The sequence below is a fragment of the Pseudomonas sp. HPB0071 genome (genome assembly GCF_000478505.2).
GTDB classification, from domain to species: Bacteria; Pseudomonadota; Gammaproteobacteria; order Pseudomonadales; family Pseudomonadaceae; genus Chryseomonas; species Chryseomonas luteola.
This window is the reverse complement of record NZ_KI517367.1, coordinates 2,171,973-2,187,533: the sequence shown is the minus strand read 5'-3', so window position 1 is coordinate 2,187,533 and position 15,561 is coordinate 2,171,973. Positions and strand designations below refer to the sequence as shown.

Annotated in this window: 16 protein-coding genes; 8 read left to right on the top strand and 8 right to left on the bottom strand. The window is 58.5% G+C overall.

The window, feature by feature from the left end:
• The first annotated feature begins 37 nt into the window (after positions 1 to 37).
• A complete protein-coding gene (locus HMPREF1487_RS10320) occupies positions 38 to 1,624 on the top strand; it encodes a SulP family inorganic anion transporter (protein WP_010796586.1) in 1,587 nt (528 codons plus the stop codon).
• Between the two features lie 149 nt (positions 1,625 to 1,773).
• Here HMPREF1487_RS10320 and HMPREF1487_RS10315 read toward each other — a convergent pair whose 3' ends face one another.
• The 3 genes from HMPREF1487_RS10315 to HMPREF1487_RS10305 form a co-directional block, all read right to left on the bottom strand.
• Positions 1,774 to 2,046: an HU family DNA-binding protein gene (locus tag HMPREF1487_RS10315; protein ID WP_010796585.1), complete on the bottom strand. Its 273-nt coding sequence runs from the start codon at positions 2,044 to 2,046 to the stop codon at positions 1,774 to 1,776.
• A gap of 184 nt (positions 2,047 to 2,230) precedes the next feature.
• The gene (locus tag HMPREF1487_RS10310) at positions 2,231 to 3,385 is read right to left on the bottom strand and encodes an NAD(P)/FAD-dependent oxidoreductase (protein ID WP_010796584.1); all 1,155 of its coding nucleotides are present in this window, start codon (positions 3,383 to 3,385) and stop codon (positions 2,231 to 2,233) included.
• A 148-nt stretch (positions 3,386 to 3,533) separates the two neighbouring features.
• Complete coding sequence (locus tag HMPREF1487_RS10305) at positions 3,534 to 3,701, bottom strand: rubredoxin (RefSeq protein ID WP_010796583.1); 168 nt, start codon at positions 3,699 to 3,701, stop codon at positions 3,534 to 3,536.
• A 337-nt stretch (positions 3,702 to 4,038) separates the two neighbouring features.
• Between HMPREF1487_RS10305 and HMPREF1487_RS10300 the strand changes: the two genes are divergently transcribed.
• From HMPREF1487_RS10300 to HMPREF1487_RS10280, 5 genes are all read left to right on the top strand, one after another.
• Entirely contained in the window at positions 4,039 to 4,413 is a 375-nt protein-coding gene (locus tag HMPREF1487_RS10300; protein ID WP_010796582.1) for a MarR family winged helix-turn-helix transcriptional regulator, read from the top strand.
• Between the two features lie 51 nt (positions 4,414 to 4,464).
• Positions 4,465 to 5,613: an MFS transporter gene (locus HMPREF1487_RS10295; protein ID WP_010796581.1), complete on the top strand. Its 1,149-nt coding sequence runs from the start codon at positions 4,465 to 4,467 to the stop codon at positions 5,611 to 5,613.
• 219 nt (positions 5,614 to 5,832) lie between these two features.
• On the top strand, positions 5,833 to 6,354 hold the full coding sequence (locus tag HMPREF1487_RS10290; protein WP_037029910.1) for a glycine zipper 2TM domain-containing protein: 522 nt from the start codon (positions 5,833 to 5,835) through the stop codon (positions 6,352 to 6,354).
• A gap of 5 nt (positions 6,355 to 6,359) precedes the next feature.
• A complete protein-coding gene (locus HMPREF1487_RS10285; RefSeq protein ID WP_010796579.1) occupies positions 6,360 to 6,890 on the top strand; it encodes a DUF5384 family protein in 531 nt (176 codons plus the stop codon).
• 279 nt (positions 6,891 to 7,169) lie between these two features.
• Positions 7,170 to 7,607, top strand: a complete 438-nt coding sequence (locus HMPREF1487_RS10280) for a VOC family protein (RefSeq protein ID WP_010796578.1) — start codon at positions 7,170 to 7,172, stop codon at positions 7,605 to 7,607.
• 62 nt (positions 7,608 to 7,669) lie between these two features.
• On the opposite strand, the gene HMPREF1487_RS10275 is transcribed toward HMPREF1487_RS10280, so the two are convergent.
• From HMPREF1487_RS10275 to HMPREF1487_RS10260, 4 genes are all read right to left on the bottom strand, one after another.
• Complete coding sequence (locus HMPREF1487_RS10275; RefSeq protein ID WP_010796577.1) at positions 7,670 to 8,446, bottom strand: MetQ/NlpA family ABC transporter substrate-binding protein; 777 nt, start codon at positions 8,444 to 8,446, stop codon at positions 7,670 to 7,672.
• A gap of 117 nt (positions 8,447 to 8,563) precedes the next feature.
• A complete protein-coding gene (locus HMPREF1487_RS10270; RefSeq protein WP_112297980.1) occupies positions 8,564 to 9,343 on the bottom strand; it encodes a MetQ/NlpA family ABC transporter substrate-binding protein in 780 nt (259 codons plus the stop codon).
• Between the two features lie 89 nt (positions 9,344 to 9,432).
• Positions 9,433 to 10,107 (bottom strand): methionine ABC transporter permease, encoded by a 675-nt coding sequence (locus HMPREF1487_RS10265; RefSeq protein WP_010796575.1) that lies wholly within the window; start codon positions 10,105 to 10,107, stop codon positions 9,433 to 9,435.
• Entirely contained in the window at positions 10,107 to 11,114 is a 1,008-nt protein-coding gene (locus HMPREF1487_RS10260; protein WP_010796574.1) for a methionine ABC transporter ATP-binding protein, read from the bottom strand. Before HMPREF1487_RS10260 ends, HMPREF1487_RS10265 begins: the two co-directional genes overlap by 1 nt.
• A gap of 513 nt (positions 11,115 to 11,627) precedes the next feature.
• Between HMPREF1487_RS10260 and HMPREF1487_RS10255 the strand changes: the two genes are divergently transcribed.
• Together HMPREF1487_RS10255 and HMPREF1487_RS10250 are read left to right on the top strand one after the other, a co-directional pair.
• Positions 11,628 to 13,298, top strand: coding sequence for a Na/Pi cotransporter family protein (locus HMPREF1487_RS10255; protein ID WP_010796573.1), 1,671 nt, complete (start codon positions 11,628 to 11,630; stop codon positions 13,296 to 13,298).
• 145 nt (positions 13,299 to 13,443) lie between these two features.
• The gene (locus HMPREF1487_RS10250; RefSeq protein WP_010796572.1) at positions 13,444 to 14,349 is read left to right on the top strand and encodes a D-hexose-6-phosphate mutarotase; all 906 of its coding nucleotides are present in this window, start codon (positions 13,444 to 13,446) and stop codon (positions 14,347 to 14,349) included.
• Here HMPREF1487_RS10250 and HMPREF1487_RS10245 read toward each other — a convergent pair.
• Complete coding sequence (locus HMPREF1487_RS10245) at positions 14,346 to 15,434, bottom strand: aminopeptidase (protein WP_010796571.1); 1,089 nt, start codon at positions 15,432 to 15,434, stop codon at positions 14,346 to 14,348. The two genes, HMPREF1487_RS10250 and HMPREF1487_RS10245, sit on opposite strands and share 4 nt — an antisense overlap.
• Positions 15,435 to 15,561 lie beyond the last annotated feature (127 nt).

Sequence of the window (15,561 nt, the reverse complement as noted above, 5' to 3'; positions counted from 1 at the left end):
GCACAGGTTGCTATGCGTTTTTACGGAGGATAGGACCATGCTCGGAAACACTTCTGCAGCATCACTCAAGCAGACCTTTCCACGCGATGCCTTGGCCTCGCTGGTAGTCTTTCTCGTTGCCCTGCCTTTGTGCATGGGCATCGCCATCGCCTCCGGAATGCCGCCAGCCAAGGGCTTGGTGACCGGCATCATTGGTGGCCTCATCGTCGGCTTTCTGGCCGGCTCCCCCTTGCAGGTCAGCGGCCCGGCCGCAGGGCTTGCCGTACTGGTATTCGAACTGGTCAACCAGCATGGCATGAAGGCCCTCGGGCCGGTGCTGATCCTGGCCGGGATCATTCAGGTCGCAGCGGGCTTTGCCCGGCTGGGCGCCTGGTTCCGCGTCACCTCGCCTGCCGTGGTGTACGGCATGTTGGCCGGTATCGGTATTCTGATTGTCTTGTCCCAAGTCCATGTGATGCTCGATGCCTCACCGCAAGCGTCGGGCCTTTCCAACCTGGTCGGTTTTCCGAAGGCCGCCGTACAGGCAGCCGGTGAATGGGGCGGACACGAGGGCAGCGGTGCCTATGCGGCCATGCTGGGTATCGCCACCATCGCCATCATGTGGCTTTGGGAGAAGAAACGGCCACATTCGCTACGCTTTTTGCCAGGCGCGCTGATCGCCGTAACGGCAGCTACGATGGCCAGCCTGTGGATGAATCTGGACGTCAACCGGGTCAACGTGCCGGACAACCTCGGCGATGCCATTGACTGGATCACCTTTGCCGACCTGGGCATGCTGACCAACCCGACACTGTTCATGGCAGCGGTTGCCATGGCGTTTATTGCCAGTGCCGAAACGCTGCTGTCCGCCGCAGCGGTTGACCGGATGCACCAGGGGCCCCGTTCCCAGTTCGATCGTGAGCTGTCAGCCCAGGGCGTCGGTAACCTGCTGTGCGGTATCGTCGGTGCGCTACCTATGACCGGGGTAATCGTTCGTAGCTCAGCCAATGTTCAGGCTGGCGCTAAAACACGTGCATCGGCCATTATGCATGGTGCCTGGCTCCTGGCGTTCGTCGCCGCGCTCCCCTTCGTGCTCAAGCAAATCCCGATTGCCAGCCTGGCAGGCGTCCTGGTCTATACCGGCGTAAAACTGGCCAGTCCTTCGGCGTTGCAAGGCCTGAAGCAGTATGGACGTACGCCTATCCTGATCTATGCCGTGACGGCGCTGACCATTGTCTTTACCGACCTGCTCACGGGTGTCGTTCTAGGCTTTGCCCTGTCGGTAGCCACCCTGGCGTTCAAGGCCTCACGCCTTAAAGTGGCTCTGGTCTATGACAAGGAAGACGAGACCCAGGCAGAACTGCGCATGAGCGGCTCGGCCACCTTCCTGAAGGTGCCCAAGATCACTCAAGTGCTGGAAGGCGTTAAGCCGGGTACAACCCTGCATGTACCACTGGATCGCGTGAGCTATATCGATCATGCCTGCATGGAGCTGCTGGCAGACTGGGAACGGACCAACGAGTCCAATGGCGTCAAGCTGATCATTGAGCCTCGCGCGCTCAAGCGTCGTCTGGAAGGTCGCTACCATAAAGCGGCTTCGCTGGGCGGATCACCCTCGACAGGCGGCGTGCAGACGGCCGCCTAGCCTGTGTGTCCGGCGGGTACAGAGGTGCCCGCCGGATAGTTGAAAGCAAATGCCTTGTAACAGTCAGAACCGGATAAAACTGTCTGGAAGGCGGAAGAAGGCCAGACAGGCATACCTGACACACCGTCATCGGGCAAATGCAGGAGAGATCAGCTGATGCTGTCGCGCAAGGCCTTGCCGGGCTTGAAGGCCACGGTATTGCTGGCGCGAATCTTGACCGGTTCACCGGTTTGCGGGTTCTTGCCTGTACGGGCTCCGCGATGGCGGGGAAGGAAAGTACCGAAGCCTACCAACGTGACGTTATCCTTGCGGTGCAATGCATTGGCAATTTCATCAAGCACGGCATTGAGAACGGTATTGGCCTGTTCCTTGGAAAGACCGACTTTTTCAGCGATGGCGCTGGCGAGTTCCGGTTTGCGCATAAAGATGCCTCTTGTAGGTGTTTATTGTTGTTGTATCCGTACTCTCCACCCCTTGTCTGGAGCGGAGCAGCCGCGTTTAAGCAGGCACTCTGAGCATGGCACGGCCCAAACCCGCGCGCCAGTCGCATTCAGCGCTTTTTCCATACGACTGATGCGTCTTGAATGTAACGTTGTATTTCAGTCACTACGCCAGAACGGGTGGTAATTGCTTGTTTAACGCCAATTTTTCGCTGACGGCTGCTCCGCTCAAGGCATAACCCAGCAATTTACCTTCACTATCAACGCACAACGCCTTGATATCCGCTCCACTTCCTTCAACCCGCCATTCACCCTTGCCCCCTTTGTTGACCAATGCGACAACCAGCGGGCAGGCTGGCGTTTTTACCGTTACTGGCATCGGACCATAAGTAACTGCCGTGGGCTTTCCGGCCAGCGTCTGGGCCAGAGCACGGGCACAGGCCATCAGCGGCATCACATACATCAGGCTTTGCCCTTCCACTTCGGCGCAGTCTCCCAAGGCATAGATGTTTTCATGGGAGGTACGCAGCTCGCGATTGACCACAATGCCGCGCTCGACCTCAAGGCCTGCCGCCTGCGCCAGATCAACCCGTGGTTTGAGACCTACAGCCGACACCACTACGTCGCAGGGTAGAGTCGCACCATCGGAAAGGTGCGCCAGATACCCATCCCCTTCGCGCTCCAGCCGTGTCACCGTCTGCCCCAGGTGAAACCGCGCGCCAATGCTTTCCAACCCGCTCTGAACGGCTGCTGCCACCTGGGCAGGAACAAGATTGGGCATGACCTGCTCACACGGTGCGACCACATCCACGTCATAGCCGCCGCTTCGCAGGTCATTGGCAAACTCACAGCCAATCAACCCGGCCCCCAGAATCAGCACGCGCTGCTTGCCTTCAGCTGCCTGACGAAAACGGGCATAGTCCTGCAGGTCGTTGATTGGGAAGAAAGCGTCCTCGCACCCTCCTGCAACGGGCACCTGAATAGGTTCTGCGCCCCAGGCCAGGACAAGGTTTTCGTAGCGAATCTCTTCCTCACCTAGCCAGATTCGCTTGTGGCCAGGGTCGATAGCCGTGACGCGGGTATTGGTAAAGATTCGGGCATTGAACTGATCAGCCATTGCCCCCGGCTCCGCCATGACTAGCTCATCCGGCTGCTTGTTCTTGGCGTAGCCGTTGGACAGCATGGGCTTGGAATAGGAACGCCCGTCATCGGCCGTAATCATGAGTAGAGGCGTCTGGCTATCGAGCTTGCGCCATTCCTTGGCCAGGTTGTAGCCCGCCAACCCTGTGCCGATGATGACCAGGGGTAAAATTTCGCTCATAACGTTCTCTCTGCGTTGGTTCAGGCGTGGCGTCACCGGGCGCCCCGCTCAGATAGGTTCACGCATTATTGAATGTGTCACCGGGCCTGTCATCAACGCAGACCCGGGACGAAGACAGCAACCGGTCGGCCGCTTGGGAAGGAGCGGATCAGGCGATCTCGATCATTTCAAAATCGGATTTGCCGACGCCGCAATCCGGACACATCCAGTCTTCCGGAACATCCTCCCAACGGGTCCCAGGCGCAATACCATCATCCGGCCAGCCTGCCGCTTCGTCATAAATGTAACCGCAGACAATACATTGCCACTTACGCATCGTTATCGTGTCCTTAAAAACTCATCAGGGCTGGTGATCCGGTGAGGCTCTGGGCATCACACATGTCACCGGTTCTTCTCAGCCTATCGGAAACGTATTTTCTCCTCTAGTTCATCTGTCCTGCGTGTCACGCATGACCACTAGCGCACAACAGGCACGCGCCTGTATACAAACGCTACCGGCGGATATCGTCCAGCCATTACACTGCGCGTGCTCGTCAGCTGCCGCGAGCCGCTTAACCTGTGTTGCCCTGTAAACGGTGGGTGCCAAGCGCTAGCCACCGAGACAAGAAAGCCAACAAACAGGCCCTGCCTGTCTGCACTTACCGGTAACGATCATGACCCGTCGCTTCAGTCAAACCAAACGCCGCGCTGTTGCACACGCCATTCTGGCCATGGACAACAGCTGGATTGCTCATTTCGGCGATTTGGGGCTAAGCGATCTCAGCTACTCCGACCTGTTCATCAACATGTGGCAGCGGCAGGATCAATCCCTGCGCAAAACCGATCTCTATGCGTTCATGCCCAGCATCAGCCGGCGCACCGCCGTCAAATATGTCCAGCATCTGATCGACCGGGGCTATCTGACTGAAACCAATGGCGATGTTGACCGTCGGGTGCGCTGGGTCAGCCTGACACCGGATATCGTCGACCGGCTGGAGCGTTTCTGCGATGCCGCCTGCGAGCATTTCGGCAAGCTGAACAAAGCGTAACTCTCGCCGGCACGTGCTGTCCTATTACCCTCTGCACCACAAGGAGCGCTCATGCGCTGGGGGACCTATTTTGCCGTGCTGGGCGCCATCATCAGTGTGGGGCTGGCATTGGGCATCACCATGCCGCTGGTATCATTGAGGCTGGAAAACTGGGGCTACGGCCCGTTCGCCATTGGGTTCATGGCGGCCACGCCGGCCATCGGCATCATCGTGGGGGCCGGTATAACCGGACGCCTGGCCGCTCGTATCGGTACGCCGCGGCTGATGCAGCTCTGCCTTCTGGCGGGTGCGCTGTCCGTACTGCTGCTGTCCCTCCTGCCCTATTACAGCGTCTGGGTACTGCTCCGGTTACTGCTGGGCGTTATTCTGACCATGATCTTCGTGCTCGGTGAAAGCTGGATCAACCAGATCATCGTTGAACAGTGGCGCGGCAAACTGGTGGCGTTGTATGGCAGCGCCTATGCCCTGAGCCAGCTGACCGGCCCCCTGGTTCTGACCCTGATTGGCACTGAAGGCAACGGCGGCTTCTGGATCAGTACCGCCCTGCTCATCATGGGCTCCCTTGCGCTTGTAGGCCGCAGCGGTGCGCCCAAAGCCAGCGATCATGGCTCCATTGGCCGCGGCCTTTTGCGCTTTTGCCGGCAACTCCCCGCCATCGCCTGGGCTGTTGTGCTATTTGCCGCCTTCGAGGCCATGATGCTGACACTGCTGCCGGTGTACGCATTGAACCAGGGCTTTGACCAGCGTACCGCCCTGCTCATGGCCAGCACGGTCGTGACCGGAGACGCCCTGCTACAACTGCCGCTGGGCGCACTGGCTGACCGTGTTTCGCGCACCGGTCTGTTCAAGGCATGTGGTGTCACACTGCTGCTGACCAGCCTCGCCATGCCGCTCCTGCTGCACACCACCTACATCTGGCCGCTACTGGTGATCTTTGGTGCCAGCGCCGGTGGTATTTTCACCCTCGCCCTGATCCTGATTGGCGAGCGTTACCGGGACGCCGAGCTGGTCCAGGCCAATGCCCGTATCGCCCAGCTCTGGGGCTTCGGCTGCCTGCTCGGCCCCTTAACCACCGGAGCCGCCAGCCAATGGCTGACCGGTCATGCGATGCCCTTAGTGCTGGCCGCAGGGGCACTCGGACTGATCGCTATTACACAGCTGCGCGGCATACTGCCTGAGACTAAAAGCAAAGCCTGTTAGAGATATATGAACTGGCAGATTTTTTTTGCGTGATTCAATTCTCAATTTTAATGATGGCCTTTTAATGCTATCTTTGCGCGCGCCAAGGTAGGCGAACGCATGTACAAGGACTTTAGCCTCTCTTTTTGTCCGTCTCCCTCTGTCTTCCTTGGCCCAACCTTTGACAGGCTGCACTCACCTGCTACCTATTCTGCCAATTCAAAAATGCTAGGGATTGAAATGAGAAAAAATGGACTCGCGTTATCTGCTGTCGCGGCTGCAGTAATTGCCCTTTCCGGTTGCCAAGCCACCGGAGAAAATTACGCTGCAAATGTTTACAAGGCTGGGCAAGTCAACGCCCGTCAAGATGCCAAGACGGTAAACATTCTGGCTGTCATGCCTGCCAAGATCGAAGTCGACAATACTCAGGCCAAGCAGGGCGCTCAGGTCCTTGGCGCTGTATTGGGTGCTCTTGCAGGCGGCGCGATCGGACATAATGTAGGTTCTCGCAGCGGCACGAACACGACAATTGGCGCTGTTGGCGGTGGTGTCGCCGGTGTTGCCACAGGTTCTCTGGTTAAAGACACGACGCTGGTAGACGGTGTTTCCATCACCTATGTAGAAGAAGGTAAGACATTCAACTCTGCCCAGGTTGGCCGCTCCTGTGAGTTCAGCCCTGGCATGGCGGTTGTAGTTTCAACTGAAATGAATGAGACCCGTATCCAGCCAAACGCTACCTGCCCTGTCGCAACAAAAGGGTAAGGTCGATGAAAAGAAGATTTGCCAGTGCCTGTCTGTTGATTCTGGCGGCACAAGCGCATGCCGCACCTAGTCTGCAGGATCAGATTTCTGCAATCCATCAGGCGGAGCTGAACCAGCAAGCTGCAGAACGTGCTGCGGCACAAGCCCGCCAAGCTGAGCTGGATCGCGCCGCACAAGCCCGCGCGGCAGAGCAGAGAAGAGCTGAACAGGCTAGAGCTGCACAAATTAAAAAGGCTGAACAGCAACGCGCAGCAGTGGCCGCCGAAGCCTACTCCGATAAAAAACGTGATCAGGCATACGAAGATGAGCTCCGTCAGCTTGAGATTGAAGAGCGCAAGCTAAAGCTTACTGCGCTCAAAGCAAAAACCAATCGCACGGACGATTACATCGACCAAGAGCTCAAGCAGAAAGCGGCGGAAACTGAGGTCATTCAATCTCAGGCCGATGCAACGCGAAACCTGTCAGAAGGCGGTAAAGACCTGCTCAAGAGCGAAGGTCAAGCTAGAGAGAAAGAGGCTTCCAGCTGGTTCAAGTAACAAAGGCTTTCAACGCCGTGTAGAGCTGAAGCCCGCTTTTCAAGAAGCGGGCTTTCTATTAGGACCTTAGCGCTCCAATGCTGACTACCGGTAAGAGCCCGAACGTAAATGCCCCACAGATTCAAGCCTTTCCCCGTCTGTTGCATCATCTTTAATGGAGTTTGGTTTTCATCCGCGGTATAGCCTGAACGGCCAAGCTTTACTCAATCTTTACTTACCTGTTCTCAGTGCAAGAGGCTCAACGAGATACCCTTAGGCGACTAGCCATGGATATTTTTGATGTTTTCAAGCGAGCCTATTACCGTCTTACGCCGTTCCGATTACCTCAGACTTGTTGTTCCGTCACTGGCTGAGTCGCTGAATTTTTGGGCGGTTGCCCTTGGCTTTACGCTCATCCGCCAGAGCAAGTCCCCCTGTGATGAAGCGCTTGCGGGCACCCAGGCGACCGCTGTTGCCGAGCTTGAAGTTCATGACTACCGTGTGCTGCTGATCGAGCAGCCTATCCCTGCGCATCAGCTACCGGAGCCTGAAATCCCTGCGGTCGTTCCCCTCCTGTTTCAGGTCCATGACCTTGAGGCGCGACTGGTGCACATTCGCAAGGCGGGGTATGAGGCGCCAGCGCCCCGTATCATTACCCAGGGTCCCCGTGAGGGCTGGCAAGTCGTGACGATCCACGGGCCCGATCGGGTTGTGGTTGAGCTGATGCAGCCCGGCTAATCCGGATCGTACCCATAAAAAAAGCCCGCCGGTTCAGGGCGGGCTTTTTGTTATCGAAGCGATCAGAACGCCGGAGCAACCGCACCGTTGTACTTGTCTTCGATGAATTTCTTGGTTTCCGGGCTGGTCAGGGCCTTGGCCAGCTTTTGCATGGCATCGCTGTCCTTGTTGTCCGGGCGGGCAACCAGCAGGTTGGCATAAGGCGATTCCTTGCCTTCCAGCAGGAGCGCATCCTTGGTCGGGTTCAGCTTGGCTTCCAGCGCATAGTTGGTGTTGATCAGCGCCAGGTCCACCTGGTTCAGCACACGCGGCAGCGTAGCGGCTTCAAGCTCCTTGAACTTCAGGTGCTTGGGATTGGTGGCGATGTCACGCGGGGTCGCCAGGATATTGGAGTTATCCTTGAGAGCGATCAGACCGGCTTTTTCCAGGAGCAGCAAGGCACGGCCACCATTGGTGGCGTCGCTAGGAATGGCAACGGTTGCGCCTTCCTTGACCTCATCCAGGCTTTTGACCTTCTGGGAGTAGATACCGAACGGCTCCACATGCACTTGAGCGACCGGCACCAGATCGGTTCCGCGGCTCTTGTTGAATTCGTCCAGGTAAGGCTTGTGCTGATAGAAGTTGGCATCCAGACGCTTCTGGGCTACCTGTAGGTTGGGCTGAACGTAGTCAGTGAAAATCTTGACGTCCAGGTCCACGCCTTCCTTCGCCAGCTGGGGCTTTACGAATTCCAGAATCTCGGCATGCGGAACAGGCGTTGCCGCCACGCTCAGCTTTTCTGCCGCATGGGCAGTGACGGCGGCAGCCAGCAGGGCAGCAGCGGCAATCAGTTTCTTCATGGTCAAACTCCTCGGCAGATTCAAAAGCATGTCAACGACACGCGGATCAGTCCAGGAGATGGGGGTTCAAGATCTACCCCTCAACCCCTCTCCTTATACCCGATCAAGTCATTACGATCAGAACGCGGGAACAACGCCACCCTGATATTTCTCCTGAATGAATTTCTTCACTTCAGGTGTGGTCAGGGCCTTGGCCAGCTTCTGGATGGCTGGATCGTTGGCTTTTTCCGCACGGGTGTACAGGTAATTGGCGTAGGGCGACTCGGCGCTTTCGATGAACAGCGCATCCTTGGTCGGCACCAGCTTGGCCTGCAGCGCATAGTTGGCGTTGATCAGCGCCAGGTCCACCTGGTTCAGTACACGCGGCAGCGTAGCGGCTTCAAGCTCCTTGAACTTCAGGTGCTTGGGGTTATCCACGATGTCGCGCTGGGTAGCAGAGATGTTGCTCGGGTCTTTCAGGGTGATCAAACCCTGCTTGGCGATCAGCAGCAGCGCGCGACCCGAGTTGGTTGGATCGTTGGGGATGGCAATGGTCGCGCCGTCTTTCAGTTCGGAAACCGACTTGATCTTCTGGGAATAGGCGCCAAACGGCTCGACGTGTACGGCTACGACCGGCACCTGATTACTGTCCTTGTTGCTCTTCTGGTAGGACTCGTAATAGGGCTTGCTCTGGAAATAGTTGGCATCGACCTGCTTCTGGTCGGTCTGGCGATCCGGCTGGATATAGTCGTTGAAGACCTTGATCTCCAGATCTACACCTTCCTTTGCCAGCTGGGGTTTGACCAGCTCAAGGATCTCCGCGTGGGGAATAGGGCTCGCTGCCACCTTCAGGGTCTCGGCATGAGCCGCTGTCACCAGACCAAAACCAAGCGCAACGGAAAGCAGGGTACGTTTCAGAGACATAGCGGATTCCTTTCGAAAATAAGAGGGAACAGCGTGTAATGCTAGTGTTTTCCGCCGGACCTTGAGGCCCGGCGGGCAACCTGTTAGCGGCGGCTGAACTTTACAACCAGACGGTCACCAACCATCTGCAGCACCTGTACCAGGATCAGCAGAAGTACGACGGTGACCACCATGACATTGGTCTGGAAGCGCTGGTATCCGAAGCGGATCGCCAGATCACCCAAACCACCGCCACCGATCACGCCCGCCATGGCCGTGTAGGACACCAGCGCAATCGCTGTAACGGTTGCAGCGGCGATCAGGCCAGGCAGGGCCTCGGGCAGCAGGGTACGGGTCACGATCTGCCAGAGGCTTGCGCCCATGGCCTGGGTTGCCTCGATGATGCCACGATCCACTTCGCGCAGCGCCGTCTCGACCAGACGTGCCAGGAAGGGCGCAGCCCCCACCACCAGCGGCGGAATAGCACCCTCGACGCCCAGCGAGGTGCCGATCAGCCATACGGTAATCGGGATCATCAGAATCAACAGGATAATGAAGGGAATCGAACGCAGGACGTTCACCAGGAACGACAGCAGGCCATACACGATGGGCTGTTCCAGCAACTGCCGCTTGCCGGTCAAAAAGAGCAGAACGCCCAGCGGCAAGCCGAGCAGTACGGTAAACAACATCGACCAGCCCAGCATTTGCAGGGTGTCGAGGGTAGCCTGCCAGATTTCAGGCCAGTCGATATCGGCAAAAAAGGCGAGAAAAGCGTCCATCAACGAATGACCTCCACGGTTACATCAGCGGCGTCGAAACGAGCCAGAGCGGCGTCCAGATCCCCTCCCACGAGGGCAATGGTCAGCTGGCCGTAGGGTTCTTCGCGAATACGGTCGATTCGACCGCCCAGAATGCTGTAATCCACGCCGGTTTCCCGGGCTACCTGACCCAGAAGAGGCGCATAGGTGGCTTCGCCACGGAAGGTCAGGCGCAAGATACGACCCTCCACATGGCTGTAGGACGACATCAGATCGCCCTCGTCCACGTGTTCGGCCTCGAACACAAAGCGCCGAGTGGTGGCATGCTTGGGATGCAGGAAGACATCCGCCACCGTGCCCTGCTCGACAACTGTGCCGGCATCGAGTACCGCCACGCGGTCACAGACGCGACGGATCACATCCATCTCATGGGTGATGAGCACAATGGTCAGACCCAGCTCACGGTTGATCTCCGCCAGCAGCTGCAGCACCTGTCCGGTGGTCTGCGGGTCGAGAGCACTGGTGGCCTCGTCGCACAACAGGATCTTTGGCCGCGTCGCCAGCGCACGGGCAATGCCGACCCGCTGTTTCTGGCCGCCCGAGAGCTGTGCCGGGTATTTGCGGGCATGGTCAGTCAGGCCAACACGGGCCAGCAATTCATCCACGCGCGCGTTGATCTCGGCGCGGGAATGTCCACCTGCCAGCTCAAGCGGCATGGCGATATTGGCCGCCACGGTCTTGGATGACAGCAGATTGAAATGCTGAAAGATCATGCCGACGCGACGGCGGAAGGCACGTAGACCGGCGCTGTCCAGCGCGGTGACGTCTTCGCCATCCACAATGATCCGGCCGCCGCTGGGTGCTTCCAGCCGGTTGATCAGGCGCAGCATGGTGCTCTTGCCGGCCCCGGAGTGGCCGATGAGGCCGAAGACTTCGCCCGCCTCGACGCGCAGGTTAGTCGACTGGAGCGCCGGCACCTGGCGACCTGAAACGAGGTAGGTCTTTTGAACGTTCTGAAATTCGATCACTTAACGCGAAACCTTGTGGGTATTGCTGTAGGCGTGGTCAGCCCTGATAAGCGGCTGTGCCTCCTGATTTATCGATATGACGCTGGCAAAGCGCCCACATAAACGCACAGTTTACCGCGGCTGTTTATATCTTCTTAATATTTGTTTTCTAAATGCAGCGGCAAAAATGGCATATGGACACGGCGGCGGACTATAACGCACCCCTGCCGCGAACACCTTACCTTGTGTCGATTCACAATCAGTCAGACGCCATATTCAGCGAAAACGCTCCCGACCTAACTCGCGCCGTCTGCCGAGCTAGAGCGTTTACGGTGTGCTCCTGCGCCCCTAGCGCGAAAAGGCCGCTCTCCACAGGCTGAACATATGCCTTACACAGGCGACTAACCCTGTATAGCCCCGATTACCGTCCTGCCGTCTCAGCAGACGCTGCGGCCTGCATGTCATATGAATGTGAAACTTTTGTTACAGCCTGGCCAGGCAGCCGGGAAGCAGTTGCGCCGGGAGGGCGCCTGAATGCTGACACTACTGAACCTTCTTTCTGCGGTGGCCCTGCTGGTATGGGGAACGCACATCGTCCGGACCGGCATCATGCGGGTCTACGGGGCGAACCTGCGTCGCGTACTCAGCCGCAGCGTACGTCACACCCCGCTAGCCTTTGCCGCTGGCATTGGGGTTACCGCACTCGTGCAAAGCAGCAATGCCACCGCGCTGCTGGCAACCTCCTTCGTAGGCCAGGGGCTTATGACCCTCAGGCCTGCCCTTGCGATCATGTTGGGCGCCGACGTAGGGACGGCACTAATGGCCCGTGTGCTCACCTTTGATCTGTCGTGGCTTTCTCCGCTGCTGATCCTGGTGGGCGTCATTCTTTTCATTGGTCACAAGCAGTCCCGTCCCGGGCAATTGGGCCGAGTGGCGATCGGGCTGGGACTGATCATTCTGGCGCTGGAGCTGATCGTAGCGGCCGCAACACCCATGACCCAGGCTGCGGGCGTCAAGGTGCTGTTCTCCTCACTGACCGGAGACGAAATGCTCGACGCCCTGACCGGGGCTCTGTTCGCCATGATTTCCTATTCCAGTCTTGCGGCTGTCCTGCTGACGGCAACGCTGGCCGGCTCAGGCGTCATTTCGCTGAAAGTGGCTCTCTGCCTGGTGGTGGGTGCCAATCTGGGCAGCGGTCTTCTGGCCATGTTGAGTGCGTCCCGCCAGACCCCGGCCGGTCGACGGGTAGCCCTGGGCAGCCTGCTGTTCAAGCTGGCCGGCTGCGCGCTGGTACTGCCGTGGGTCGACACCGTAGCCGACTGGATGGACAACTGGGAACTGGCAGCCGCAGAGCTGGTAATTGGCTTCCACGTACTCTACAACCTCGTCCGCTGTGTGGTGTTCCTGCCCCTGACACGTCCGATGGCGCGCTTCTGCACACTCGTCCTGCCGGACCGGCCGCAGGCAGACATCACCATGAACCCACGTCATCTGGATACGTCCGTACTGGATACCCCCGCCCTGGCGCTTGCCAACGCCGCCCGTGAGGCGCTGCGTATGGGCGATGTGGTAGAGCATATGCTCACGGAGCTGATGGCCTTGATAAGCGGTGGCACCAAGGCCCAGGGACGGGAAGTCCGCCGCCTGGATGATGATGTTGATGCGCTCTACACCGCCATCAAGCTCTATCTGGCCCGTATTCCGCGAGAAGATCTGGGGGATCGGGACAGCCGTCGCTGGGCGCAGATCATCGAACTGGCCATCAACCTTGAGCAGGCCGGAGATATCATCGAGCGCATGGCCAGTGATTTGGAAAACAAGAAAATCTCGGCCAATCGCTCCTTTTCCGAGCAAGGCCTTGAAGAACTCGCCGCATTGCACGGCCACCTGATGGCCAACCTGAGGCTATGCCTGTCAGTCTTTCTGTCTGGCGATGCCGACTCGGCCCGTCGCCTGCGGCGTGCCAAGCAGCGCTTTCGCGTCCTGGAGCGGCGATACGCCCACGCCCATGTGGAGCGTCTGCACCATCAGGTCGTACAAAGCATCGAGACCAGCTCGCTACACCTTGGCCTGCTGTCAGACATGAAGCGTCTCAATTCGCTGTTCTGCAGTATCGCCTATGGCGTCCTGGAGCAGGCGGAATCCGGATATGAGACCGAGCACGCAGCTTCAATGGAAACCCCACCCGACCTTCATGAGTCGTAGCCTTCGAAACGCACACCGTGGCGCGAGATAGCGCTACTCTATTCACCTTATCCGGCAGGTCTTGTCATGTCCTGCCGGAACCGATTGACGCGGCCAAACCGAACAGGCCCAGCGCTCACTGATAATAACGACCAAGGAATTATTGATGACCCAAGCCGCTCCCCTCGTTGAACAGATCCAGAAGGGCGAATTGCCCTGCTGGCGTATCCGTATCGGCCGTGCCGAAGCCGTGATTGCCTGCCAGGGCGCCCATATCCTCAGCTTCGGCCTTGATGGCGAGCAGCCGATCATCTGGGACAATCCGGATGCCGAATTCATTCATGGCCAACCCATTCGTGGCGGCGTACCGGTCTGCTGGCCCTGGTTTGGCGATATCAAGCGCAACCCGCCGGCCGTTCAGCACATGCTGACCGAAGTGGAAGGCGCCCCGCAGCATGGCCTCGTTCGTCAGGCCGGGTGGGCAACCGGTGACATGGATGTGGATGTGGACCGCGTCCGCCTGGACTTCCACTACCAGACCTCTGCCGCCCACATGCCTGGCTGGCCCCACGCCGCCGACTTGACCCTGTCGGTTGAGGTAAGCGATCGTCTCACCATGACGCTTACCACCCGCAACATTGGTGATCAGACGCTGACCCTGAGCCAGGCCCTGCATACCTACTTTGCCGTGAGCGACTCCCGTCAGGTCGGTATCGAGGGCTTTACCCACGCTGACTACTACGATTGCCTCGACGGCTGGGAACGCAAGCGCCAGAACGGCGAGCCGGTCATCGACCAGGAAGTGGACCGCGTCTATCAGGGTCTGCCCTCCCGCCTGGGAATTCGTGACCCTCAGTGGAATCGCCGTATTTTCATCGAGACCAAGAACACCTCGTCTGCTGTGCTATGGAACCCCTGGATCGAAAAATCCAAGCGTCTGACACCGTTCGCCGATGATGCCTGGCAGCGCATGCTGTGCATCGAGACCGCCCGTGTCATGGACGATGTGATGGTGCTGGCTCCCGGCGAGACCGGTCAGATCAGCGCCACGCTCTGGAGCGAACCGCTCTAATCGTTCTGCTCTGCCTGCCGCTCCGCCAGGGCTTTCAACCGAGCCTGGCGGTCGGCGGCTGGTAACGCTGCCAACGCCCGGACACGTGCATAAAAGGCTGGCCAGTTTCCGGGATGCTCGGCATACAAGGCAGCAAAGGCCGGCACCCACTGCTCATATAGCCCGAACGGCAAGAGCTTTGCGTTATTTAGCGGACCCGCCATCCAGGCATCAAAGCGGTGATCGCCTCGCCACTGCGTATCCCTCAGCTGTGCATAGTCACGCCGCATCGTCTCGAATACCTTGCCCTTTGCTTGTCGTATCGCCTCGGCTGCAAGCGGCTGAGCATAAAGCGACTCAAGCTGCTTACGTGTATCCAGTATCAGCCCTACGAATTGCCGGTACTGTTGTTCGCGGAGTGGATCAGGTGGCGGTAGCCCTTGAGCCGCACGCCACTGGCGAAGCCCTTCCTGCTGGACGAAGTTGGCATAGGACTCATTAAAGGTCGTGTCGTCCTGCACATAGAGGTTCTGATGGGCCAGCTCGTGGAAAATCGTTGCAATCAACTGATCGTCATCCCAACGCAGCATGCTGCTGAGCAGCGGGTCATCGAACCATCCCAGCGTCGAATACGCTGGCACACCTGCCACATAGGTATCCCACCCCTTGGCCTTGAGCGGCTCTGCCGCCTTTTGCGCTGCCTCTTCATGGTAGTAACCGCGATACGCCACGCAACCGGCAATGGGAAAGCAATGCGTCAGGGGCGAGAGTGAGAACTCCGGTGCTGCAAAGACATTCCAGACAACGTAGGGCCGGTCCAGCTTTACGAACAGACGATAGCTGCGGTTATCCGGCAAGCCCAATTGCCGACTGGCGAACTCACGGGCGCGCAGGGCCAGCTCAAGGCGACGCCTCAGGGCCGGATCGGTAGAAGGATCATCAATGACCTGGGTGATGGGTGTGCGCTGCCATAACAGGGCCGCCTGCCCCTTTGCCATCTGCCCGTAATATCCGACAGACGAGCAGCCGCACAGCCAAAGGGCCGCGATAAATGGAACCCATCTCAAGCTTTTAAGGTCGACTTGGGCTAACCAGAGACGGGACATGGTAAATAACCTGGAGCGCCGGTATGAGGAGGCGACACTCTAGTATGAGTATCGGCCCCATGGAAACCGGCACTGAGGAAGGAAGTCGAGAATCCTGCCCCGTTGCATTACCTTTGTCTGGAGCTCA

Coding starts and splice junctions, on each gene's coding strand:
- HMPREF1487_RS10320 (WP_010796586.1), top strand. CDS start 38: ATGCTCGGAAACACTTCTGCAGCATCACTCAAGCAGACCTTTCCACGC.
- HMPREF1487_RS10315 (WP_010796585.1), bottom strand. CDS start 2,046: ATGCGCAAACCGGAACTCGCCAGCGCCATCGCTGAAAAAGTCGGTCTT.
- HMPREF1487_RS10310 (WP_010796584.1), bottom strand. CDS start 3,385: ATGAGCGAAATTTTACCCCTGGTCATCATCGGCACAGGGTTGGCGGGC.
- HMPREF1487_RS10305 (WP_010796583.1), bottom strand. CDS start 3,701: ATGCGTAAGTGGCAATGTATTGTCTGCGGTTACATTTATGACGAAGCG.
- HMPREF1487_RS10300 (WP_010796582.1), top strand. CDS start 4,039: ATGACCCGTCGCTTCAGTCAAACCAAACGCCGCGCTGTTGCACACGCC.
- HMPREF1487_RS10295 (WP_010796581.1), top strand. CDS start 4,465: ATGCGCTGGGGGACCTATTTTGCCGTGCTGGGCGCCATCATCAGTGTG.
- HMPREF1487_RS10290 (WP_037029910.1), top strand. CDS start 5,833: ATGAGAAAAAATGGACTCGCGTTATCTGCTGTCGCGGCTGCAGTAATT.
- HMPREF1487_RS10285 (WP_010796579.1), top strand. CDS start 6,360: ATGAAAAGAAGATTTGCCAGTGCCTGTCTGTTGATTCTGGCGGCACAA.
- HMPREF1487_RS10280 (WP_010796578.1), top strand. CDS start 7,170: ATGTTTTCAAGCGAGCCTATTACCGTCTTACGCCGTTCCGATTACCTC.
- HMPREF1487_RS10275 (WP_010796577.1), bottom strand. CDS start 8,446: ATGAAGAAACTGATTGCCGCTGCTGCCCTGCTGGCTGCCGCCGTCACT.
- HMPREF1487_RS10265 (WP_010796575.1), bottom strand. CDS start 10,107: ATGGACGCTTTTCTCGCCTTTTTTGCCGATATCGACTGGCCTGAAATC.
- HMPREF1487_RS10255 (WP_010796573.1), top strand. CDS start 11,628: ATGCTGACACTACTGAACCTTCTTTCTGCGGTGGCCCTGCTGGTATGG.
- HMPREF1487_RS10250 (WP_010796572.1), top strand. CDS start 13,444: ATGACCCAAGCCGCTCCCCTCGTTGAACAGATCCAGAAGGGCGAATTG.
- HMPREF1487_RS10245 (WP_010796571.1), bottom strand. CDS start 15,434: ATGTCCCGTCTCTGGTTAGCCCAAGTCGACCTTAAAAGCTTGAGATGG.